This is a genomic window from Pseudarthrobacter adonitolis, assembly GCF_055412845.1.
Genome location: NZ_JBVAYW010000001.1, coordinates 354,282 through 375,489, shown reverse-complemented (window position 1 = coordinate 375,489; position 21,208 = coordinate 354,282). Strand labels below are relative to the sequence as shown.

Here is a 21,208-nt window from a genome sequence, read left to right as displayed (position 1 = left end):
TGCCCGGCTCAGTGGTCTTGGTTCTGCAGCGGCAGGGCGGCGATCATCGGGTGGTCCTTGCCCGTGTTGCCCACCTTGGCGGCGCCGCCGGGCGAACCCAGGTCATCGAAGAATTCGACGTTGGCCTTGTAGTAGTCAGCCCACTCTTCGGGAGTGTCATCCTCGTAGTAGATGGCCTCCACCGGGCATACCGGCTCGCATGCACCACAGTCGACACACTCGTCGGGGTGGATGTACAAGGAACGCTCACCCTCATAGATGCAGTCAACGGGGCATTCCTCAATACATGCCTTGTCTTTGACATCTACACACGGCTGCGCGATTACGTACGTCACGTCCCTTGCCTCTCCACGATATTTCCCGGCAGTGGCCGGCGCTTGAATCCGGCACCGGCCGGACTGTTGACTTCCGAGCCTATTATCTCCCAGCCCGTCCACGCGAACCTAGCGGGCCACCTTAGTATGAACTGGTGAGTCCCGCCCAGCCTACGCCCCGAGAATTTCTGGCCACCGCTCCGCCCGGAACACGGGTTGTGGTCCGTTACCGGATCGACGGCGGCCTGACCGATGCCTTGGGGCATCTGGTGGCCACTGACGACGGCGGCTGCACAGTCCGCACGCGGAAGGCCGACGTCGTTATCCCTTTGGACCTGGTGGTGGCTGCCAAGGAGGTGCCACCGGCGCCGGAGCGGCGCCCAGCCCGCGTCCGCAACTGACGCTTTCCTGACATAAAGGAAACTGCCGGCACGACGGCGGGATTCCCGCCTGCCGTACCGGCAGCTTCAGTTACGTGCTATTTAGGACTAGGCCTTGGCGCGTGCCCGGGTGGACTTGGCGCGCTGGTTGACGTCCAGGATGAGCTTCCGGATGCGGATGGACTCCGGGGTGACCTCGACGCACTCGTCTTCGCGGGCGAATTCGAGGGACTCTTCCAGGGTGAGGTCGCGCGGCGGCGTCAGGTTCTCGAAGGTGTCCGAGGAAGCGGCACGCATGTTGGTGAGCTTCTTTTCCTTGGTGATGTTGACGTCCATGTCGTCGGCGCGGGAGTTCTCGCCGACGATCTGGCCTTCGTAAACCTCGGAGGTGGGGCGAACGAAGAAGGAGCCACGTTCCTGCAGGTTGATCATGGCGAACGGCGTCACAACTCCGGCGCGGTCGGCCACCATCGAACCGTTGGTGCGGTACTCGATCGGGCCGGCCCAGGGCTCGTAGCCCTCGGAGATGGAGGCTGCGATGCCGGCGCCGCGGGTGTCCGTGAGGAACTTGGTGCGGAACCCGATCAGGCCACGGGCCGGAACGATGAACTCCATGCGGCACCAGCCGGTGCCGTGGTTGGCCATGTTGGTCATGCGGCCCTTGCGGGCGGCCATCAGCTGAGTGACGGCGCCGAGGTACTCTTCCGGAACGTCGATGGTCATGTGTTCCATCGGCTCGTGGATCTTGCCGTCGACGGTCCGGGTGACAACCTGCGGCTTGCCGACAGTCAGTTCGAAGCCTTCACGGCGCATCTGCTCGACCAGGATGGCCAGCGCGAGCTCGCCACGGCCCTGTACTTCCCAGGCGTCGGGACGCTCGGTGGGGAGAACCTTGATGGAGACGTTACCGATCAGTTCCTTGTCCAGGCGGTCCTTAACCTGGCGGGCCGTGACCTTGGCGCCCTTGACCCGGCCGGCCAGCGGCGAGGTGTTGATACCGATGGTCATGGAGATCGCGGGATCGTCCACGGTGATCAGCGGCAGCGGCTGCGGGTTGTCGACATCGGTCAGGGTTTCACCAATGGTGATTTCCTCGATGCCGGCGACGGCGACGATTTCGCCCGGGCCTGCAGACTCGGTGGGAACACGGTCCAGTGCCTTGGTGGCCAGCAGTTCGGTGATCTTGACGTTCTTGAGCTCTCCGTTGGCGCGCGCCCAGGCAACGGTCTGGCCCTTGCGAAGGGTGCCGTTGTAGATGCGCAGCAGGGCAAGACGGCCCAGGAACGGGGAGGCATCCAGGTTGGTGACGTGTGCCTGGAGCACGCCGTTCGGGTTGTATGTCGGAGCCGGGATGTGCTCGATGATGGTCTTGAACAGCGGCTCAAGGTCCTCATTGTCCGGAGCGGAGCCGTCGGCGGGCTGGTCCAGGGAAGCGCGGCCTACCTTCGCTGCTGCGTAGACGACCGGCACTTCGAGGATCTTGTCCAGGTCCAGGTCCGGAACTTCGTCGGCGAGGTCCGAGGCGAGGCCCAGGAGGAGGTCCATCGACTCGTGGACAACTTCCTCGATGCGGGCGTCGGGGCGGTCCGTCTTGTTGACGAGGAGGATAACCGGCAGGTGCGCGGCCAGGGCCTTGCGCAGCACGAAGCGGGTCTGGGGCAGCGGGCCCTCGGAAGCGTCAACGAGGAGTACAACGCCGTCCACCATGGACAGACCGCGCTCTACTTCGCCGCCGAAGTCGGCGTGGCCGGGGGTGTCGATGACGTTGATGGTGATGGTTTCACCGTTGGAGGACGGTCCGTTGTAGGCCACGGTGGTGTTCTTGGCCAGGATGGTGATGCCCTTTTCGCGCTCCAGGTCACCGGAGTCCATGACGCGGTCTTCGAGGTGGTTGTGTTCGGCAAAGGAGTTGGTCTGCTTGAGCATGGCATCGACCAGAGTGGTCTTGCCGTGGTCAACGTGGGCCACGATCGCGACGTTGCGGAGGTCACTGCGTGATGCAGTGGCTACCGCGGTGTTGGTGGTGGTTTCAGACATGCGTGATTGCTCGATTCAGTGGTGAAGTCAGCTGTTGTATCGCGACATTTCCAACCGGAACGCACGACGGATTAGCCCAATAACACAGGGCTCCTTCCCTCATTCTAAACGCTGAGCCTATTGTTGGCCTAAAAATCTCGGATCGGCACAGTTCGGCCGGCGGGTAGTTTCGGCGCGCCACGCCCCAAAGAGTGACCAAGCTCACTGGATTTTTGTGACTGGATGCCACATCATTGCTCTGATAGCCACAGCAAGCCCGGAGAACCCCTGATGCGAAATGCCTCGGCTCTGACCCGCTTTGTCGCATCTGGAATCGCGGTAGCCGCGCTCCTGGGCGGCTGCGGACAGGCCCCAGCAGCCACCCCGGATTCCGGCGCGCCGTCCCCGGTACAGGCGGCCGCGGCCGGCGCATACCAGGCCCGCGGCGGCGATCCGATCGGCCTGCCTGCCGGTTCTGTGTACCGCAACCCGGCCAGCGGGCGTGACGAGGTGGTGGTGCCGGATATGCGCCACACTGCCCTCCTGATCGGCGATTCCCAATCCGAGCCCGCTGACGGCTGGCCGCGTCTTGGCCTTGCCGCCGTTGGCTACAAGGTCCACTTCTGCGGGCTCGGCGGAACGGGATTCGTGGCGTCCAACGGCAAAACGGGCAACTACATCGACGCCTTAAAGCGCGGCGACTGGAAGCTGCCGTACGGGACACCCGCGCTGATCGTCATCCAGGGCGGCGGCAACGACGCCGCGCGCGGTGCTACCGATGCCCAGATCGTGGCCAACGCCGACCGTCTGATCGGCGCACTCCGGGACCGCTATCCAGGCGTCGGGATGGCCATGATCGGCACCCTGGCCCGCGGCGCCGACCACGGCGGCGGGCGCAGGACGCAGGTGGACGCGCTGCTGGGTACCGCGGCGGCCCGGCACGGCATACCTTTTGTGGGCGTGGGCGACTGGCTGTCGAAATACAACCTCGCGAAGAACCTGGCAGATGCCGTCCACATGGATGCCGCAGGCCGCAGGTCACTGGGCGGGCTGCTTGAATCCAGGCTTCGGCAGTTGGGGCTCGAAGGCCCACCGCTGGACGACACAATACCGGTGGCAGCTTCCGCAGCAACCCCGGCGGACTAAACAGACTCTTATCCGACGAACAGTCCGTTAAAGGCGATGGAGCCGGTGCCCTGAGGCACCGGCTCCATCCTTAACCCGGAATACTGCGGCCGTATCAGGCCACTTCGGGCGGAAGCATCAGCTTCGCACCGGGAATGGCGTTGAGCAGTGCCTTGGTGTACTCCTGTTGAGGGGACTCGAAGACATCGTCCGTGGAACCGGTCTCCACCAGCTTGCCCTTTTCCATCACACAGACGTGGTCGGCGATCTGCCGCACCACAGCCAGGTCATGGGTGATAAAGAGGTAGGTCAGCCCGAGATTGGCCTGCAGGTCCGCAAGCAGGTTGAGTACCTGCGCCTGGACCAGCACGTCCAGCGCGGACACGGCTTCGTCGCAGATGATCACCTCGGGGTCCAGGGCCAGGGCCCGCGCAATCGCAATGCGCTGACGCTGGCCACCGGAGAGTTCATTCGGGTACCGCAGCATGGTCGACTGAGGTAGGGCCACCTGGTCCAGGAGTTCGCGGACCTTCTTTTCACGGCTGGCGGCGTCACCGATTTTGTGGACCCGCAAGGGCTCCTCGATGGTGCGGAAGATGTTGTACATCGGGTCCAGGGAGCCGTATGGATCCTGGAAAATCGGCTGTACTCGCCGCCTGAACTTGAACAGTTCCGAGGACTTCAACAGCGAGGTGTCGACGCCGTCGAAAAGGATCTTCCCGTCGGTAGGCTTTTCGAGTTGCAGCACCATCTTTGCCACGGTGGATTTGCCCGAGCCGGACTCCCCCACGATAGCCGTGGTGGTGCCCCGCTTAACATCGAAGCTCACCCCGTCAACAGCCGCGAAGTCCGTCGTTTTCCCCAGGCCCTGGCGGAGCTTGTAGACCTTGCGCAGGTCCTGGATCTGCAGGAAGTTGTCCGCGGCAGCTGCCTCCGCAGCAGGAGCCAGAAGGTCTGACGCTTCGAGACCCTGTTCCTTGGCGACCTGAATCCTTCGGCTCGCCAGTGACGGCGCAGACTCAACCAGCCGCTTGGTGTACGGGTGCTGCGGATTCTGGAGCAACGCCAGCGAAGGCCCAGCCTCCACCACCTGCCCCCGGTACATCACCACAACTTTGTCCGCCCGTTCTGCGGCCAGCCCCAGGTCATGGGTGATCAGCAGGACGGCTGTACCCAGGTCCGTGGTCATGGTGTCCAGGTGATCCAGGATCTGCCGCTGGACCGTGACGTCCAGTGCCGACGTCGGCTCATCCGCGATCAGCAGGCGCGGCTGGCAGGACAGTCCGATGGCAATGAGGGCGCGCTGGCGCATCCCCCCGGAGAACTCATGCGGGTACTGTTTGGCGCGCCGGTGGGCATCCGGCAGTCCCGCCTCGGACAGTACCTGGGCGATGTCATCCGGGCCGCTGGGCCTGCCGTTGGCGCGGAGAGTTTCCTTGACCTGGTAGCCGATCTTCCAGACCGGGTTCAGGTTGGACATGGGGTCCTGCGGGACCATGCCGATCGTATTGCCTCGCAGTTCGATCATCCGCTGCTCCGTGGCGTGGGCGATGTCCTCGCCGTCGAGCAGGATCTGTCCGGCGGAAACGCGGCCGTTATTGGGCAGCAGGCCGATGGCTGCGAGTGCCGTAGTCGACTTGCCTGAGCCCGACTCCCCCACGATTGCCACGGTTTCTCCCGGCATGATGGTGAGGTGCGCGTTGCGGACGGCCTGGACTTCACCGCTGCCGGTGGTGAACGTGATGGCCAGGTCGCGGATTTCCAGCAGTGGCTTCACTCCCGCAGATCCGGCCTCATCGATGTGGATTTCTGGAGCAGTCATCTCTTTCTCTCTCATCGCTGCCGGCTCTTGGGATCGAGGGCGTCACGGACCGCGTCGCCGAGCATAATGAAGCTCAGCACGGTAATGGACAGCGCCGCCGCCGGATAGAGCATGATTTCCGGCCTGGTTCGAATTGAAGCCTGTGCACCGGCGATGTCGTTTCCCCAGGACATGATGCTCTGCGGCAGGCCGATGCCCAGGAAGGACAGGGTGGCTTCCGCCACGATGAAGACGCCCAGTTCGAGGGTGGCCAGGACGATAATCGGTGCCAGGGCGTTAGGGAGGACGTGGCGGACCAGCGCGCCAAACTTTGAAACGCCCAGTGAGCGGGCGGCCGTGACAAAGTCGGCATTGCGCACTTCAATGACCGCGCCGCGCGTGATGCGTGCCATCTGCGGCCATGCCAGCAGCGAAATGACAAACACGACGCTCCAAACGCTCTTGTTTTCACGGAAAAAGGGCAACTGGGTGATCACCAGTGCACCAAGAATCAGGGGCAGCGCAAAGAAGATGTCGCCGAGGCGGGCAAGCACGGCATCGATCCAGCCGCCGTAGTAGCCCGCAAGGGCTCCCACGGTCACACCGATAACCAGGACGCAGAGCACGGAGAGCAGACCCACTGAAAGCGAAGCCTGGGTTCCGTGGACCACACGGGAATAGATGTCGCAGCCCTGGAAGGTGAAGCCGAAGGGATGACCGTCCGTGGGGCCGCCTTCCGAGTTGGCCAGTACGCAGCCGTCGTTCGGAGCGACGGACGAAAAAAGGCCCGGGAACAGCGCCACCACGGCAAGTGCCAGGATGAGCAGCGCCGAAATAATGAACAGCGGACGACGGCGAAGCTTGCGCCAGGCGTCCGACCACAGACTCAGCGGTGCCTGGTCAGTCTTGACGGTGTCGGTTGCCAGCAACGGAGTTTCGTCGATGGGCGCCACAAAGTGGCTGATATTACTGGTCATAACGGATCCTCGGGTCAAGCCAGGCATACAGGAGATCAACGAGCAGGTTGGCCACCACGAAGACCAGCACCAGTACGCTGACGATGGAGACGATGGTGGGGCCTTCGCTGCGCAGGACGGCCTGGTAGAGCTTGTTGCCGACGCCGGGGACGTTGAAGATGCCCTCCGTCACGATCGCACCGCCCATCAGACCGCCAAGGTTGGCGCCCAGGTACGTGACCACCGGAATCAACGAGTTACGCAGGATGTGTGCGATGACCACCCGGGGCCGTGACAGGCCTTTGGCGGTGGCAGTTCGCACGTAGTCGGCATTCATGTTTTCGCTGACAGAGGCGCGCGTCAGGCGGAGAACATAGGCGAACGACACCAGGCCCAGGACCACTGCCGGAAGCAGCAGGCTGCCCCAATCGGCGTTGGCGCCGACGGTGGGTTTCGCCCATTCGAGTTGTACGCCAAAGACGAGTTGAAAAACAAAACCCAGAACGAATGTGGGGACCGCGATGACAACCAGCGAAACTACCAGGACGGTGGAGTCAAACCAGCCGCCACGGCGGAGGCCGGCGAAGACGCCAAAGGCTACGCCGAAGATTGCCTGGATGGCCAGTGCTTCAGCGGCGAGCATCGCCGTGACGGGGAAGACCCGCGCCAAGCTTGCCGCGATGGGCTGGCCGGTGAAGTCGTTGCCGAGGTTGAAGGTGAAGAGGTTCTGCAGGAAGAGTCCGTACTGGACCCAGAAAGGTTCGTCCAGGTGGTACTGGCTGCGCAGGGTATCGATGACTGCCTGCGGGGGCTGGCGGTCTCCGAAGAGCGCCGCAATGGGATCGCCGGGAAGGGCGAAGACCATGTAGTAGACCAAAAGTGTGGTGCCGATGAAGACGGGGATCACTTGGAGGAGTCGTCGCAGAATAAAGCGGACCACCGGATCACCAGCCTTCTGGATGCGAAGAGAGGTGTTTCATTTGTGCCTTCCTGCCGTGCAGGACAATGGGGGCCCGGCTTTGTGCCGGACCCCCATTTGCCTGGCGGCAAGTTAGATCCTGGAGACTACTTGGCCGTGATGTTGTAGTAGAGGATTCCGCCGTTCCAGCCGGTTTCGGCCTTCACTACGTTTTCGCTCCACACGATCGGCTTTGTATAATCCCAGAGCGGCAGTCCGGGAAGGTCCTCGAAGAGGATCTCCTGGGCCTGGTTGAACTTGTCGTTCGCCGCACCGGTGGTCTTGGCGGCAAGCCCTTCCTGGAGCAGTTTGTCGAACTCGGGGTTCGAGTACTTCTCGTAGTTGGAGGATGCGCCTGTTGCCCAGACCGGTCCGAGGAAGTTGTACAGCGACGGGTAGTCGCCCTGCCAGCCGGCGCGGCTCAGACCCGGGAGGGACTGGGACTTGCGCAGGTTCAGTACTTCAGCGAACTTGGCGAAGGGCTGGATTTCGGCCTGGATGCCGAGGTTGTTCTTGAAGCCGTTGGCTACGGCGTCAATCCATTCCTTGTTGCCACCATCAGTGTTGGAGGCAATCTGCAGCGGCTTGGAGCTGTCGTACGGCTGGATCTTGTCAGCCTGGGCCCACAGGTCCTTGGCCTTGGCAGCATCGAACGTGAGGATTTCGCTGCCCTTAAGGTCTTCCTTGAAGCCATCGATGACCGGCGGGGCGTAAGCCTTGGCCGGGGTGCGGGTGCCGTTGAAGACTACCTTGGCGATCTCTTCGCGGTTGATGGCGTAGGACAGAGCCTGGCGGCGCAGCTTGCCGGCTTCACCCTGGAAGTTCGGGTTGTAACCCGGGATGTTCAGGGTGGAGTTGGTGGCCACGGCCTTGGTGGCGTTGCGGTCCTGGAAGTCCGTGACATAAGTCTTCAGTGCGTTGGACGGCAATACGTCGGTGACGTCCAGGTTGTTGCCCTGAAGATCCGTGTATGCGGGGCCCGGATCGGTGTAGAACTTGAAGGTCACGCCGCCGTTCTTCGATTCGCGGGGACCGCTGTATTCAGCGTTCTTGACGAGGGAGATCGACTGGTCATGTACCCAGGAACCGCTCTTTTCGAACTTGTACGGACCGTTGCCTACCGGGTTTTCGCCGAAGGTCTTCGGATCCGCCAACGCTGCGGACGGCAGCGGGAAGAACGCTGAGTAGCCAAGGCGGAGCGACCAGTCAGCTTCCGGCTGTGCCAGCTTCACCACGAGGGTCGAATCGTCTGTAGCCGTCAGACCTGACATCGCTTCGGCGGTGGGCGCCGGCGTGGTGGTGGTCTTGCCATCAGCTGCTGTTTCGGTGGTCACGGCCGAGACATCTGCATAGCCCTCGATGGACTCGAAGAAGAATCCGTTGTTCTGCAGGTTTTTGGAGTTCGCCGCGAAGTTCCAAGAATCAACAAACGTCTTGGCGGTGATCGCTTCGCCGTTCGTGAATTTCTGGCCCTGCTTGACCTTGATGGTCCAGTTCTGCGCGTCAGGCGACTCAATGGACTCTGCAAGCGAGTTGACCGGCTTGCCGTCGGCGTCGTAACTGCGAAGGCCTTCGAAGAGCAGCTCGACAACGCGGCCGCCGTAAACTTCGTTCGTATTTGCCGGCAGCAAAGGGTTCTGTGGTTCGTTGCTGTACGCGGTGATCACCTTGTTGGGATCGCCGGCCGACTGGCTGGCACCGTCATTGCTGCCGCCTCCAGCGCCGCAGCCGGTCAGGGCAAGGGCAGCGATCGCCACCATGCCGAGTGCTTTGGAAGTGCGCGTGAAACGCATTCCGCCTCCTATGAGTTGTGGGAGATATTCAGGGGAAATCTTTTGCTCCCCGGCAGGCCCGTCACAGGTTCCCACTGTGACCTGGCCTACATATACGAGTAGCCTAACCGCACAAAGTCCAAATAGTGGTACTCCGTTGCTAAACCGTAACCAGTTAACCGTGAACAACTAGCCGGTCCCCGGAAGTTGCGCAAGTCACATGCTACTCGTCGGTAGGAGATGCTGCGAATCGAGGACGGGGCCGGGCTGCCACAACAGCGACAAGCCGCCAGGACGGTCTATTTCAGGTGCCACTCCCACACATTCCACCAGACGCCCAAAGGGCCGGAGCTGGGCTTGATACCCGTCACGCGACTGCTGAAAGCGACGGTTCCAGTGGTCTGGTAGAGCGGCAGCCCGTAGGCGCTTCGCCACACGCGTTTGTCAGTGTCGGCCAACAGTTCGTCCTGCTTTGCCAGGTCCGTGGTGCCGGCCAGCTGCTCCATCGCCTTGTCCGCGTCGCCGTCGGAAAATCCGTTGAAGTTGCTGCCGCCTCCGGTTTTGAATATCTGCGGGACGCGGCTGACGCCGACCGCGGGGCCGATAGAGCCGAGGATGGCGGCGTCGTAACTGCCGCCGCCGAGCGCTTTTACCCAGTCCGAGCTGCCGAGGCCCGCGTCTTCAACCGTGAATCCGGCGAGGCGGGCCGAGTCGCGGATCAGGGCAAAGGCCCGCACCCGGTTGGGGTTGTCCCTGTTGTACAGGATGCGGACCGTCGGAGCAGCATCGCGCAATTGCGACTTTGCGCCTTGGATGTCAAGGTCGGAGTATTCGGCCGAACCGTTGTCCTTCACGGCATCCGGATACTTCGGATGGGCGGGCAGGAAGACGTGTGAGTCCAGCGGTTTCGCGTCGGCGACGAATCCGCCCACCACGTCATCCACGATCTCCTGCCGCGGAACGGTCTTCAAAAACGCTTCCCGGACGTCCTTGTCCGCGAACGGTCCCGAAAAGTTGAGATCGAGGTGGTCGTAACCGGACTGGCTGTAGCGCTGGACGGTATTGCCCTGCTCCACCAGTCCGTCGAAGAGGCTTTCGGTAGCGGCAGAGGGCTGCGGGGCGATGATGTCCGCCTGGCCGTTCCTGAGCGCGGCGATGGCGGTAGAGGCGGCACCGGTGAACCGTACGGTGATGTCATCCAGGTAGGGCTCCGGTCCCCAGACATAGTCCCTGTTCCGGACCAGCCGGATCGAGGCGTCCGGAACGATGTCCCTGACAATGTAGGGGCCGCTGGAAAGGTACATGGCAGGGTCATCAGGAAGCGTCTTGGTGTCGAAGCCTGAGTTCCAGAAGTCGCTGACCCGCTTCAGCGGGGCGTTGACCAAGGGCTGTTTGGAGTCACCCCGGGGCGAGTCCCTGATCAGGTCGACGAGATCGTCTTCGTCGTTGAGGCCGCTTTTGGCGGCGACAACATGGGCGGGGAGCCCGACGTCGAACGATACTTCCCAATCCGCGTACGGCTCGGCGTATTCCAGGGTGATGGAACGCCCGTCGCTGCCGATCTCCGGGAGTGCGGTGGCCGCCAGGCCGCTCTTGTCAGCTGCGGCCGAAAAGTACGATGTGCCGGTCCCCGCTTGGGGTTCAGCGTCGTCGAAGTAGCCCGAGCCGGCTGTCCAGGACAGGAGGAGGTCGCCGGCGTCGATGGCTTCGCCGTCGGACCATTTCACACCCTCATTGACGGTGTACTTCACCTTCAGCGGCTTGTCGGAGATCTTTTCGTACCGGCCGAATTTCTCGTTCCGGACCACCTTTTCGGTGTCATCCACGTAGTAGAACCCGGAATGAGTAATGTGGCCGATCTTGGTGTTGATGTCCGTGTTTCCGTCGGCACTGAACGGGTTGAAGGAGGTAAAGGCATTCACCTCGGCCACGGTGACGCTGCCGCCGCGGTTCGTCTCACCGACCACCACCGGAGGCGCTCCCCCCGAAGCGGAGCAACCCGAGATAACCAGCGCCGCAGCGACGGCCCCGGTGATGACCTGAATCAGACGCCTCACGGGCATGCCGTCTCCTTTGCCTGTCCGGAATCAGACGTTGAAGCGGAACCTACCTTATATACCCGCGCAACGTTGAAGGTCGTTGTTTTCCTTGAATTCTAGCGGCTCAAGGGGTGGGCCAATGTCGCCTAAAACTGCACCCTTCTGGACCTCTTGCGGACTTTCTGCGGACTGAAGGCTGTGCCAGACTGGGCCGCATGACTGAATGAAAGGCCTACCAGCACGCCAACTGCTGCCCTTGCCACACGACGCGGAAGATTGCTTATAGCGTCGATGAGGCCGCAGCCAGAGTCGGACTGAGCTCGCGCACCCTGCGGGATCAGATCGCGGACAATTTACCTGCTGGCCCGATATGCCAACACGAAAGCACTTATCGCGCATGAGGACCTAGTTACCTGGTTCAATAGCCTGCCGACTGAGGCCAAGTAGCACCGCCGGCGGGCACCGGCAAGAACTCGTAGTCAGGTTCCATGTCCTCATGCGGGGACCGCACCACCGGCGCCAGCAGGTCATCCAGCATCTTTCCTACTGCTTCAACGTCTATCTTCACCATGGCGCGGACGTTACCCGATAGGCACGACAGGGCATTCTTGTTCGGGTGGTGCCGGGCAGCAAAAAACCCCCACGGCACGAGTCAAGTTACGTGGGGGTCTTTCTCTGCAGCCTCACATATTGGGGGACGTGAAAGATGCTCACACAAAGATAATAGACAGCATGCTTATCTTCCAAATGGCGGGACTGCTGAGCGCATTTAGCACACCTGCGCTGTTTCCCGCTGGGCCAGGACTCATTCCGGCGATCTATACCCTGCGGCCGGTTGTAGCCATGTGCGCTTTCGCGGGCCTTCGGCTGGGCGAGGCCGCGGCGGTGCAGCTCACTGACATTGCCTTCCTCAGGCGCACGCTGAAAGTCCAGCGGCAGGTGCAGCGTGCGGGCAAGGGTGAGGTCAGCATCACTCCCCCGAAGTATGGTTCAGAGCGCCTGGTGCATATCCCTGACGGTCTGGTGCAGATGCTCGCCCAACACGTCGAGCACATTGGAGTGCATAGCGTCCATCAATGGCTGTTCATCGGCGATGGTGGGCTGCCTCCGCACCAGAACACGACGGGCTACTGGTGGCGCAAGACGGTCAAGGCTGCGGGGCTCTCAGGCGTCCGCTTGCACGACTTGAGGCACTTCTACGCGTCCGGGCTGATAGCGGCCGGCTGTGACGTCGTGACGGTCCAACGGGCACTAGGCCATGCCAAGGCAACCACCACCCTGGACACGTATTCGCACCTGTGGCCGACGGCGGAAGACCGCACAAGGTCCGCGGCCGGAGCCATGATGACGGAAGCTCTCGAAATTCCTGCGGACTCTGTGCGGACTGGCCTAGCCTAAACTCACTGTTTACGCGGGAAAATTGGTCACATCAGACGTTGAAGCGGAACTCGACCACATCGCCGTCAGCCATCACGTACTCTTTGCCTTCAATGCGAACCTTGCCGCGGGACTTGGCTTCAGCCATGGACCCTGCCTCGATGAGGTCATGGAAGGAAACCACTTCTGCCTTGATGAAGCCTCGCTGGAAGTCGCTGTGGATGACGCCTGCTGCCTGCGGCGCGGTGTCGCCCTGGTGGATGGTCCAGGCGCGCGTTTCCTTCGGACCGGCCGTGAGGTAGGTCTGGAGGCCCAGGGTGTGGAAGCCCACGCGTGCCAGCTGGTCGAGGCCGGACTCGTCCTGGCCGTTCATTTCCAGCATTTCGCGCGCCTCCTCCTCGTCCAGCTCCACGAGGTCGGATTCGAGCTTCGCATCAAGGAAGATGGCGTCGGCCGGGGCCACCATGGCCCGCAGTTCGTCCTGCTGCTCCGGACTGCCCAGAATGCCTTCGTCGGCGTTGAAGACGTAGATGAACGGCTTGGCGGTCAGGAGGCTGAGCTCCTTGAGGTGCCCCATCTCCAGCTTGTCGCTCTTGATCGAGGAGAATATGGTGTCGCCGCGTTCCAGGACCGCCTGCGCAGCCTCGATGGCTGCCAGCTCGGCGGCTTCCCGCTTCTTGATCTTGACTTCTTTTTCGATCCGGGGAAGCGCATTTTCGATGGTCTGAAGGTCAGCCAAGATCAGCTCGGTGTTGATGGTTTCCATATCCGAGCGGGGATCCACCTTGCCGTCGACGTGGATGACGTCGGGATCATCAAATACCCGTACCACCTGGGCGATGGCCTCGGCCTCACGGATGTTGGCTAGGAACTTGTTGCCCAGGCCTTCGCCCTCGGACGCCCCCTTCACGATTCCGGCGATATCCACGAAGGACACCGGAGCCGGCAACAGGCGCTGCGAGCCAAAGATCTCCGCGAGCTGCTTCAGCCGGGGATCAGGGAGGTTCACGACGCCGACATTGGGTTCGATCGTTGCGAATGGATAGTTCGCCGCGAGCACCTGGTTGCGGGTCAGTGCGTTGAAGAGAGTTGATTTGCCGACGTTGGGCAGTCCGACGATGCCAATAGTAAGAGCCACGAGCATTGATTCTACCGGTTGCGGGGGGCATGGGCCCCAGGCCGTCTCCAGCAGTGTCGGCGCCTTGGTGGACGCAGGGTCGAATATGTCGCTTCCGTAAATTGTCACAGGGTCGTGCCACAGTGAGGATATGGATGCTTTAGCCCTGATTCTTGCCCTGTTGATGCTGCTGGTGGGTGCCGTCGCCGGCGCCGCCGCCGCCTACTTTTCCTTACGCCGGCACAGTCGTGCCCTGGAGGAAGACTTCGACGCCGTCTCTTCGCGCCTTTCCGAGGTCAGCGCGCAGTTCGCCGCCGCAGATGCGGAGCGCCGCCTCCTCTCCCTGCAGAACCGGGAGCTCGGCGAGTCCCGCAGCCAGGACGGGAGCGTACTCCGTGCACTCGCCCCGGTGGCGGAAAAGCTGACGGCGGTGCAGCAGCAGGTGGCCCTGTTGGAACGTGACCGCCTTGAACAGTACGGCCAGCTGGCGCAACAACTGCAGGAGGCCAGGCTGTCCGATGCCCAGCTGATCCGTTCCACCCATGCCCTTGAGTCGGCCCTGCGCTCCAACAGTGCGCGTGGACAGTGGGGTGAAGTTCAATTGCGCCGGGTGGTTGAAGCATCCGGGATGCTCAAGCACGTGGATTTCCTGGAGCAGGTCCACAGCGCCGGATCCGATTCAGCGGTCCGCCCCGACCTCGTCGTCCAGCTGCCGGGCGAGAAGCAGCTGGTGGTGGACGCCAAAGTGCCGTTGTCGTCTTACTTGGAAGCCCAGGAGCTGGGGGCAAGGCAGGATTCGGGCACTGCGGGGAACCCCGGCAGCCAGCAATCCCTGCTGGCTGCCCATGCCAAGGCGCTGCGGGCCCATGTGGACTCGCTCAGCAGCAAGAAGTACTGGGACATCCCCGGGAACTCCCCCGAGCTGGTCATCTGCTTCCTGCCGGCCGAATCCATCCTGGCGGCAGCCTTGACGGCTGATGCGACCCTATTGGACCATGCACTGTCGAGGAATGTGGTGCTCGCCTCGCCAAGCACCCTGCTTGCGGTGCTCAAATCGGTGGCCTTCACGTGGCGCCAGGATGTGCTGACGGACAGTGCGCGCGAACTGTTCGACCTCGCGCGTCAGCTGTACGAACGCATGGGAACGCTCGGGGAAAACGTGGGCAAGCTGGGTTCTTCCCTGAAGTCTTCGGTGGACCGATACAACTCCATGATCGGCACCCTGGAAGCCCGGATCCTTCCGACGGCACGGAAGCTCAATGCCATGGATGAATCCGGATTGCTCACTCCGCCGGCACTCGAGGTCACGCCGCGTTCATTGGCGGCCCCGGAGTTTCAGCAGGACGAAGCAGCCGCCTGACGCGTGGGCAAGCGGCGGGACTGGTCAGGCACGGGACACGTCAATCACGGAAGATGCAAATAGCGGAAGATATCAGTTGCGGGAGCGGCGTCCGCCGAGCGCCCGGCTGACGTCTCCGGCTTCCTTCAGGGTTGCGCGGAGCTCCTTGGGCAACGAGAAAAGGAGGTCTTCCTCGGCCGTGACAACTTCTTCCACGGAGCCATAGCCGTAGTCGGCCAGCAGGCGCAGGACGTCGTTGACCAGGACCTCCGGAACGGACGCCCCTGACGTGACTCCGACCGTTGCCACGCCTTCAAACCATGCCTCGTCGACTTCGTTGGCGAAGTCCACGCGGTAGGAGGCCTTGGCACCGTATTCTAATGCAACTTCCACCAGGCGGACCGAGTTCGAGGAGTTGGCCGATCCCACCACAATGACCAGGTCAGCCTGGGGGGAAATCTTCTTGATGGCCACTTGACGGTTGGTGGTGGCGTAGCAGATGTCGTCGCTGGGCGGATCCTGCAGGGTGGGGAACCGATCCTTCAGCAGGCGGACCGTTTCCATGGTCTCGTCCACGCTGAGGGTGGTCTGGGAGAGCCAGATGACCTTTTCTGGATCCCTGACGGTTACCTTGTTCACTTCGTGGGGACCGTTAATGATCTGGATGTGTTCCGGGGCTTCGCCGGCTGTCCCTTCAACTTCTTCGTGACCATCGTGGCCGATCAGCAGGATGTCGAAGTCATCTTTGGCGAACCTCACAGCTTCCTTATGAACCTTCGTCACCAAGGGGCACGTGGCGTCAATGGTGCGCAGACCGCGGTCCTCGGCTGACTGGACGACGGCCGGCGATACGCCATGGGCGGAAAAGATCACCAGGGCGCCTTCCGGGACCTCGTCAGTTTCATCGACGAAGATGGCGCCCTGTGCCTCCAGCGAGCTCACCACGTGGACGTTGTGCACGATCTGCTTCCGGACGTACACCGGCGGACCGTAGTGCTCCAAGGCCTTCTCTACGGCGATCACGGCTCGGTCCACACCGGCGCAATAGCCGCGTGGCGCAGCCAGGAGTACCTTTTTGGGACCGGTCACCGGAGCCGCGGCGGCTACCTCCTCCGGCGAGCGCCGCCTGCGCGGGACAGTTGGCATCGAGAGGGGCACAGCTGAGGAAGTCATCCCTCCATGCTACCGGCTTGAGGGCCGCCGCCCCGGCGAGGCGATCCGGAGCACAAGGGCCGCCGCGACAAGCACACCGCCGGTTATCGCGGCACCACCGACCCAGGATTGGAAGCTGCTGGAAGCGGCCGCCACAAACGCATCCTTGAACATATCCGCAAGCCCGTTGCCGCTCGCCGTCCCCAAGACAGCATCCCTGGTGAGTTGCGAGCCGGCAGACCACAGGCCGGCCAGTACCAGCGCCGCAAGTCCCACAGCGAAAACCACTGTCCAGCGACGGCGGGCGGAAACCAGCGCAAGCGCAAAGGCAATTCCCGCTCCGATGGCAAGGGAGTAGCCGAGCGGCGAGTAGGCGGACACCCTCTCGACCAGCTGGCGCTGCTCCGGCTCTCCAACGTTGACCAGCGTCTGCTCCGGCACAGTTAGCGGCAGGCCGGTGGTCCTCGCGAGCTCCTCCGTCGCCAGCGCGACCAGTGGCGCCACGTCCAGGGTGAGCGACGATTGGGAGTCCGGTTCGGCAGGAGCGGATGCAGGTCCGGCGAAGCTGAGCCGGTGGCTCTTCCGCAGTGTCTCCTCCCAGGCCGCCGGATAGCCGGGCAACGCTGAGAGGGAACCCGCAGCAGCCTCGAGCACCGGCCTGACCAGACCTGCCAGGGCATCCGGAATGGCCCCCGTGTCTATGGTGCCCACAGCGGCCTCGGCGAGCCGCTGCTGGAATTCTGCGTCCTGCCCGAGCGGAGCAGCCAGCGCTACAAAGCCATCCTCCTGAACCACATTGCGGTCAAGCCAGATGGCGGGAACGGCGAGGGCGGACAGTAAAACGCCCAGGACGACGGCGACGGCTGAAACGAAAGTGCGCAAGAACAGATCCTCACTGGTTGACGGCGGCACAGCCATCATAGGGCTGGTGTCTGGACAAAGAATGTCAGTCTCGGGTGATACAGCTTATGGATAAGGTTGAATGGCAACCGCCAGCTCCGATAGCAGTCCGTTGACTGATAGCCGCCATTCAAACACGAACCGCCACCTGCCGAACAAAGGACCACCATGCCGCCACCCACAGCCTCCGGGGGCAGCGGACATGTCTGAACAGGCCGCCCTGCCAGGCACTGCTGCCACCACGCTGCCTGCCACAGCCGCTGAGACCAGCCCGGACAATCCATGGCCGCTGCAGTTGCTGTCCCAGAAACTCAAAGCCCATATCGACCGCACGCCGTCGGCGTGGGTCGAGGGCCAGGTCATCGAGATGAACCGCCGCGGCGGCAACGCGTACCTCACCCTCCGGGACGTGGACGCGGAAGTTTCCCTGCCGGCGTCGGTCTGGACCAAGGTTCTGGACCGCCAGAACATGCCCCTGGAGCGTGGCTCCCGCGTGGTGGCCTTGCTCAAGCCGGAGTTCTGGCTGAAGACCGGGCGGCTCAATATGCAGGTCAGGGACATCAGGCCTGTAGGGCTTGGCGATCTGCTGGCGCGGATCGAACGGTTGCGCCAGGCCCTCGCCGCCGAGGGGCTGTTTGCCGATTCACGAAAGAAAGCGCTGCCGCTGCTCCCGCACCGTATCGGCCTGATTACCGGACGGGACTCCGACGCCAAAAAAGACATCGTCCAAAACGCCGCACTGCGCTGGCCCGCCGTCGAGTTCGAGATCCGGGAGGTGGCGGTCCAGGGCAACACCGCGGTTTCGCAGATCATCCGCGCCCTTCAGGAGCTGGACGGCCGCCCTGACGTGGACGTCATTGTCATCGCCCGGGGCGGCGGAGCGTTGGAGGACCTGCTGCCTTTCAACAGCGAGGAACTGGTCCGTGCCGTCGCGACCACGGCTACCCCGGTAGTCAGCGCCATCGGACATGAGGCGGACCGTCCCCTTCTCGACGACGTGGCGGACCTCCGCGCGTCCACGCCCACTGATGCTGCCAAGCGGATCGTGCCTGACGTTGCCGAGGAACTGGCCGGCGTGCGCCAGGCACGCGAGCACCTGCGCGGGAGCATCGGCAGGCTGGTGGACAGGGAATCGGACCGGTTGTCTGCACTCCATTCCCGGCCGGTTCTGGCCACCCCCGAAGCGATGGTCACCGGACGCGCGGAGGAAATCGAACGCCTCCTGAGGAGGTCATCGGCCGCCGTCAGTTCAACGGTGGTGCGGGCGGCTGACCAGCTGGTTCACCTGCAGGCCCAGGTCCGTGCCCTGTCACCGCAAAAGACGCTGGACCGCGGCTACGCGGTGGTCGAACTGGCCAACGGCCGGCCGGCCCGTGCCACTGAGGCTGCCGGCCACGCTGTGGTCCGCGACCCTTCGGAGGCGCCGTCGGGAACTGCGTTGTCCGTCCGCGTGGCCCAGGGCCTGTTCGGCGCCACATCCACTGGGGAATTTCAACGAGGAGAAGCACATGCCCGAGACAAAGCCTGACCCGGAAATCGAAGCACTGAGCTATGAGGAAGCCCGCGAACAGTTGGTGCAGGTGGTGGGGAAGCTTGAGGCGGGCGGCGCCAGCCTCGAGGAATCCCTGGCACTCTGGGAACGCGGCGAAGCCCTGGCAAAGCGCTGCGAGGAGTGGCTGGAGGGCGCCCGCAAGCGGCTCGCTGCAGCCCGCGACCAGCCGCTCTGACCAGCCCTGCTCCGCGGGACAACCGGACGGGCTCAGCTGATGGCGTTAGGACCGCTCTGTCAGTTCGCGTTCAGTAGCCACATCGAACTCCGCTTTGGGCCATTCCAGTTTCATGTCTGACAGCGCCGCCAACACCAGCTGCTGGACGGCGATCCTGGCAAACCACTTCTTGTTGGCCGGGACCACGTGCCACGGGGCCAGCTCGCTGTTGGTGTTCTCGAAGGCAGCCTGGTAAGCATCCATGTAATCGCCCCAGAAGGCCCGCTCCTTCAGGTCGGCGCTGCTGTACTTCCAGTGTTTGGCGGGGTTGTCCAGCCTGGCCAGGAGCCGCGACTTCTGTTCATCCTTGCTGATGTTGAGCATCACCTTGATGATTTTAGTTCCGGCATCGGTCTGACGCGCCTCGAACTCATTGATGGCCCGGTAGCGGCGCTTGAGTTCGTCGGGCGTCGCCCAGTTGTGGACCCTGTGGATCAGGACGTCCTCATAGTGGGAGCGGTCGAAGATCCCCACCATGCCCGCTGCCGGGACAGCCTTCTCGATCCGCCAAAGGAAGTCGTAGGATTTTTCCTCGTCAGTGGGTGCTTTGAAGGCCTTGAACTGGACACCCTGCGGATCCATGATGGCCATGACATGGTTGACGATCCCCCCCTTGCCTGCCGTGTCCATGGCCTGCAGGACCAGGAGGATCCGCTTCTTCCCGCCGAACTGGGACTCCGCGAAGAGCCTCTCCTGCAGCTCGGCCAGTTTCCCGTCCAGGTCCGCCAAAAGGGCCTGGCCGTCGGCCTTGTTGCCGGCGTAGCCGGGGGTGGAATCCGGGTCAACATCCGGCAGGGCGAAGCCATCCCCAACCTTCAGCGTTTGGGACGGGTGCTGCTCGAACTCAACCAAACCGGCCATGGCGTTCCTTTGTCCGCAGTTACCGCACCGAAGGGCGCGTCACCACAGGCTAGTTCCCCTGGTACCGGCTAAGGAAGTCCCCCATGCGTCCGATCGCTTCTTCAATGTCCTTGACGTTCGGCAGCGTGACCATGCGGAAGTGGTCAGGCCGGACCCAGTTGAATGCCCGGCCGTGTGACACCAGGATCTTCTGCTCCCTCAGCAGGTCCAGGACAAATTTCTCGTCATCACGGATATGGAAGACCTCCGGATCCAGGCGCGGGAACAGGTACAGCGCGCCACGGGCCTGCTGCGTGCTCACACCCGGGATGGCGTTGAGCATGTCGTAGGCCTTGTTCCGCTGTTCCAGCAGCCTGCCGCCGGGCAGGATAAGGTCGTTGATGCTCTGGTAGCCGCCGAGGGCGGTCTGGATGGCATGCTGGGCGGGCACGTTGGCACAGAGGCGCATGTTGGCCAGGAGGCTGATGCCCTCCAGATAGTCCGAGGCATCCTTCTTCGGACCCGAGATGGCCATCCAGCCGGCACGGTAGCCGCAGACGCGGTAGGCCTTGGACAGCCCACTGAAGGTGAGGCAAAGGACGTCGTCGCCCGTAAGCGCTGCCATGTTGATATGCACGGCGTCCTCGTACAGGATCTTTTCGTAGATTTCATCAGCGAAAAGGATCAGGCCGTGCTTCTCGGCCAGCGCCACAATCTTCTTCAGCGTCTCTTCCGGATAGACCGCGCCCGTGGGGTTGTTGGGGTTGATCACCACGATGCCCTTGGTTCGCGGCGTGATCTTGGCTTCAAGATCTTCAAGGTCCGGCTGCCAGCCTGATTCCTCATCGCAGAGATAGTGCACGGGCTTCCCGCTGGCGAGGGCGACGGAAGCCGTCCACAGCGGGTAATCCGGTGTGGGGATCAGCACTTCATCGCCGTCGTTGAGCAGCGCCATGAGGGACATGGTGATCAGTTCGCTGACGCCGTTGCCCAAGTAGATATCGTCCACATGGATGTTCTGGATTCCGCGCGTCTGGTAGTACTGGGAGACGGCGGTCCGGGCCGAGAAGATGCCCCGGGAGTCGCTGTAACCCTGGGCATGGGGCAGATGACGGATCATGTCCACCAGGATCGCGTCCGGGGCTTCAAATCCAAACGGGGCCGGGTTTCCGATGTTCAGTTTGAGGATCCGGTGACCCTCCGCCTCCATCTGCTGGGCGGCCTGAAGGATCGGTCCACGGATGTCGTAAAGGACGTTGTGAAGCTTGGTGGACTGCTTGAATTCTGCCATTCATCAAATATGCCATATGACGGATGTACTTCCGTTGAGACCTCGCACACACGGACGACGGCGGC

At 62.8% G+C, this 21,208-nt stretch carries 19 protein-coding genes; 6 read left to right on the top strand and 13 right to left on the bottom strand.

The genetic code is table 11. The features are described from left to right. Nucleotides 1-8: 8 nt before the first annotated feature. Complete coding sequence (gene fdxA, locus ACZYZ4_RS01885) at nucleotides 9-335, bottom strand: ferredoxin (protein ID WP_056344030.1); 327 nt, start codon at nucleotides 333-335, stop codon at nucleotides 9-11. A 134-nt stretch (nucleotides 336-469) separates the two neighbouring features. On the opposite strand from fdxA, the gene ACZYZ4_RS01880 reads away from it, so the two are divergent. After that, entirely contained in the window at nucleotides 470-715 is a 246-nt protein-coding gene (locus ACZYZ4_RS01880; RefSeq protein ID WP_082575922.1) for a putative acetyltransferase, read from the top strand. Nucleotides 716-802: 87 nt separating this feature from the next. Here ACZYZ4_RS01880 and typA read toward each other — a convergent pair whose 3' ends face one another. Continuing rightward, nucleotides 803-2,731: a translational GTPase TypA gene (typA, locus tag ACZYZ4_RS01875; protein WP_058931842.1), complete on the bottom strand. Its 1,929-nt coding sequence runs from the start codon at nucleotides 2,729-2,731 to the stop codon at nucleotides 803-805. A 270-nt stretch (nucleotides 2,732-3,001) separates the two neighbouring features. Here typA and ACZYZ4_RS01870 point away from each other — a divergent pair, with 270 nt between their 5' ends. Continuing rightward, a complete protein-coding gene (locus tag ACZYZ4_RS01870) occupies nucleotides 3,002-3,856 on the top strand; it encodes an SGNH/GDSL hydrolase family protein (RefSeq protein ID WP_463857644.1) in 855 nt (284 codons plus the stop codon). A gap of 94 nt (nucleotides 3,857-3,950) precedes the next feature. On the opposite strand, the gene ACZYZ4_RS01865 is transcribed toward ACZYZ4_RS01870, so the two are convergent. The 6 genes from ACZYZ4_RS01865 to ACZYZ4_RS01840 all read right to left on the bottom strand — a co-directional run bounded on the left by ACZYZ4_RS01865 (nucleotide 3,951) and on the right by ACZYZ4_RS01840 (nucleotide 11,932). Further along, nucleotides 3,951-5,657: a dipeptide ABC transporter ATP-binding protein gene (locus ACZYZ4_RS01865; RefSeq protein ID WP_463857642.1), complete on the bottom strand. Its 1,707-nt coding sequence runs from the start codon at nucleotides 5,655-5,657 to the stop codon at nucleotides 3,951-3,953. 11 nt (nucleotides 5,658-5,668) lie between these two features. Beyond that, on the bottom strand, nucleotides 5,669-6,613 hold the full coding sequence (locus ACZYZ4_RS01860) for an ABC transporter permease (protein ID WP_463857640.1): 945 nt from the start codon (nucleotides 6,611-6,613) through the stop codon (nucleotides 5,669-5,671). Next, nucleotides 6,603-7,532, bottom strand: a complete 930-nt coding sequence (locus ACZYZ4_RS01855; RefSeq protein ID WP_463857638.1) for an ABC transporter permease — start codon at nucleotides 7,530-7,532, stop codon at nucleotides 6,603-6,605. The genes ACZYZ4_RS01860 and ACZYZ4_RS01855 overlap by 11 nt, the downstream gene beginning before the upstream one ends. 125 nt (nucleotides 7,533-7,657) lie before the next feature. Beyond that, the gene (locus ACZYZ4_RS01850; RefSeq protein ID WP_463857636.1) at nucleotides 7,658-9,343 is read right to left on the bottom strand and encodes a peptide ABC transporter substrate-binding protein; all 1,686 of its coding nucleotides are present in this window, start codon (nucleotides 9,341-9,343) and stop codon (nucleotides 7,658-7,660) included. Nucleotides 9,344-9,621: 278 nt separating this feature from the next. Further along, nucleotides 9,622-11,385, bottom strand: a complete 1,764-nt coding sequence (locus ACZYZ4_RS01845) for an ABC transporter family substrate-binding protein (RefSeq protein ID WP_463857634.1) — start codon at nucleotides 11,383-11,385, stop codon at nucleotides 9,622-9,624. 394 nt (nucleotides 11,386-11,779) lie between these two features. Next, the gene (locus tag ACZYZ4_RS01840; RefSeq protein ID WP_463857632.1) at nucleotides 11,780-11,932 is read right to left on the bottom strand and encodes a hypothetical protein; all 153 of its coding nucleotides are present in this window, start codon (nucleotides 11,930-11,932) and stop codon (nucleotides 11,780-11,782) included. A 161-nt stretch (nucleotides 11,933-12,093) separates the two neighbouring features. Between ACZYZ4_RS01840 and ACZYZ4_RS01835 the strand changes: the two genes are divergently transcribed. Further along, entirely contained in the window at nucleotides 12,094-12,759 is a 666-nt protein-coding gene (locus tag ACZYZ4_RS01835; protein ID WP_463857630.1) for a site-specific integrase, read from the top strand. A 31-nt stretch (nucleotides 12,760-12,790) separates the two neighbouring features. Here the strand turns inward: ACZYZ4_RS01835 and ychF are convergent, their stop codons facing one another. Continuing rightward, nucleotides 12,791-13,876, bottom strand: a complete 1,086-nt coding sequence (gene ychF, locus ACZYZ4_RS01830) for a redox-regulated ATPase YchF (protein ID WP_463857628.1) — start codon at nucleotides 13,874-13,876, stop codon at nucleotides 12,791-12,793. A 130-nt stretch (nucleotides 13,877-14,006) separates the two neighbouring features. On the opposite strand from ychF, the gene ACZYZ4_RS01825 reads away from it, so the two are divergent. Continuing rightward, a complete protein-coding gene (locus tag ACZYZ4_RS01825) occupies nucleotides 14,007-15,215 on the top strand; it encodes a DNA recombination protein RmuC (RefSeq protein WP_463857627.1) in 1,209 nt (402 codons plus the stop codon). Nucleotides 15,216-15,287: 72 nt separating this feature from the next. Here the strand turns inward: ACZYZ4_RS01825 and ACZYZ4_RS01820 are convergent, their stop codons facing one another. Together ACZYZ4_RS01820 and ACZYZ4_RS01815 are read right to left on the bottom strand one after the other, a co-directional pair. Then, entirely contained in the window at nucleotides 15,288-16,367 is a 1,080-nt protein-coding gene (locus tag ACZYZ4_RS01820; protein ID WP_463857625.1) for a 4-hydroxy-3-methylbut-2-enyl diphosphate reductase, read from the bottom strand. 9 nt (nucleotides 16,368-16,376) lie between these two features. Continuing rightward, nucleotides 16,377-17,228 carry a folate/biopterin family MFS transporter gene (locus ACZYZ4_RS01815; RefSeq protein WP_463857623.1) on the bottom strand — a complete coding sequence of 284 codons (852 nt, stop codon included), beginning with the start codon at nucleotides 17,226-17,228 and terminating at the stop codon, nucleotides 16,377-16,379. A gap of 220 nt (nucleotides 17,229-17,448) precedes the next feature. On the opposite strand from ACZYZ4_RS01815, the gene xseA reads away from it, so the two are divergent. Beyond that, nucleotides 17,449-18,774 (top strand): exodeoxyribonuclease VII large subunit, encoded by a 1,326-nt coding sequence (gene xseA, locus ACZYZ4_RS01810; protein WP_463857621.1) that lies wholly within the window; start codon nucleotides 17,449-17,451, stop codon nucleotides 18,772-18,774. Continuing rightward, entirely contained in the window at nucleotides 18,755-18,973 is a 219-nt protein-coding gene (locus ACZYZ4_RS01805; protein WP_056344066.1) for an exodeoxyribonuclease VII small subunit, read from the top strand. The genes xseA and ACZYZ4_RS01805 overlap by 20 nt, the downstream gene beginning before the upstream one ends. A gap of 45 nt (nucleotides 18,974-19,018) precedes the next feature. Here the strand turns inward: ACZYZ4_RS01805 and ACZYZ4_RS01800 are convergent, their stop codons facing one another. Next, nucleotides 19,019-19,873: a polyphosphate kinase 2 family protein gene (locus ACZYZ4_RS01800; RefSeq protein ID WP_463857619.1), complete on the bottom strand. Its 855-nt coding sequence runs from the start codon at nucleotides 19,871-19,873 to the stop codon at nucleotides 19,019-19,021. 49 nt (nucleotides 19,874-19,922) lie between these two features. Continuing rightward, entirely contained in the window at nucleotides 19,923-21,143 is a 1,221-nt protein-coding gene (locus ACZYZ4_RS01795; protein ID WP_463857618.1) for a pyridoxal phosphate-dependent aminotransferase, read from the bottom strand. Nucleotides 21,144-21,208: the final 65 nt, after the last annotated feature.

What these genes read in the sequence shown, in the direction of transcription:
- typA (WP_058931842.1), bottom strand. Translation starts at nt 2,731, where the DNA reads ATGTCTGAAACCACCACCAACACCGCGGTAGCCACTGCATCACGCAGT.
- ACZYZ4_RS01870 (WP_463857644.1), top strand. Translation starts at nt 3,002, where the DNA reads ATGCGAAATGCCTCGGCTCTGACCCGCTTTGTCGCATCTGGAATCGCG.
- ACZYZ4_RS01865 (WP_463857642.1), bottom strand. Translation starts at nt 5,657, where the DNA reads ATGACTGCTCCAGAAATCCACATCGATGAGGCCGGATCTGCGGGAGTG.
- ACZYZ4_RS01860 (WP_463857640.1), bottom strand. Translation starts at nt 6,613, where the DNA reads ATGACCAGTAATATCAGCCACTTTGTGGCGCCCATCGACGAAACTCCG.
- ACZYZ4_RS01850 (WP_463857636.1), bottom strand. Translation starts at nt 9,343, where the DNA reads ATGCGTTTCACGCGCACTTCCAAAGCACTCGGCATGGTGGCGATCGCT.
- ACZYZ4_RS01845 (WP_463857634.1), bottom strand. Translation starts at nt 11,385, where the DNA reads ATGCCCGTGAGGCGTCTGATTCAGGTCATCACCGGGGCCGTCGCTGCG.
- ACZYZ4_RS01840 (WP_463857632.1), bottom strand. Translation starts at nt 11,932, where the DNA reads ATGGTGAAGATAGACGTTGAAGCAGTAGGAAAGATGCTGGATGACCTG.
- ACZYZ4_RS01835 (WP_463857630.1), top strand. Translation starts at nt 12,094, where the DNA reads ATGCTTATCTTCCAAATGGCGGGACTGCTGAGCGCATTTAGCACACCT.
- ACZYZ4_RS01825 (WP_463857627.1), top strand. Translation starts at nt 14,007, where the DNA reads ATGGATGCTTTAGCCCTGATTCTTGCCCTGTTGATGCTGCTGGTGGGT.
- ACZYZ4_RS01820 (WP_463857625.1), bottom strand. Translation starts at nt 16,367, where the DNA reads ATGACTTCCTCAGCTGTGCCCCTCTCGATGCCAACTGTCCCGCGCAGG.
- xseA (WP_463857621.1), top strand. Translation starts at nt 17,449, where the DNA reads ATGTCTGAACAGGCCGCCCTGCCAGGCACTGCTGCCACCACGCTGCCT.
- ACZYZ4_RS01805 (WP_056344066.1), top strand. Translation starts at nt 18,755, where the DNA reads ATGCCCGAGACAAAGCCTGACCCGGAAATCGAAGCACTGAGCTATGAG.
- ACZYZ4_RS01800 (WP_463857619.1), bottom strand. Translation starts at nt 19,873, where the DNA reads ATGGCCGGTTTGGTTGAGTTCGAGCAGCACCCGTCCCAAACGCTGAAG.
- ACZYZ4_RS01795 (WP_463857618.1), bottom strand. Translation starts at nt 21,143, where the DNA reads ATGGCAGAATTCAAGCAGTCCACCAAGCTTCACAACGTCCTTTACGAC.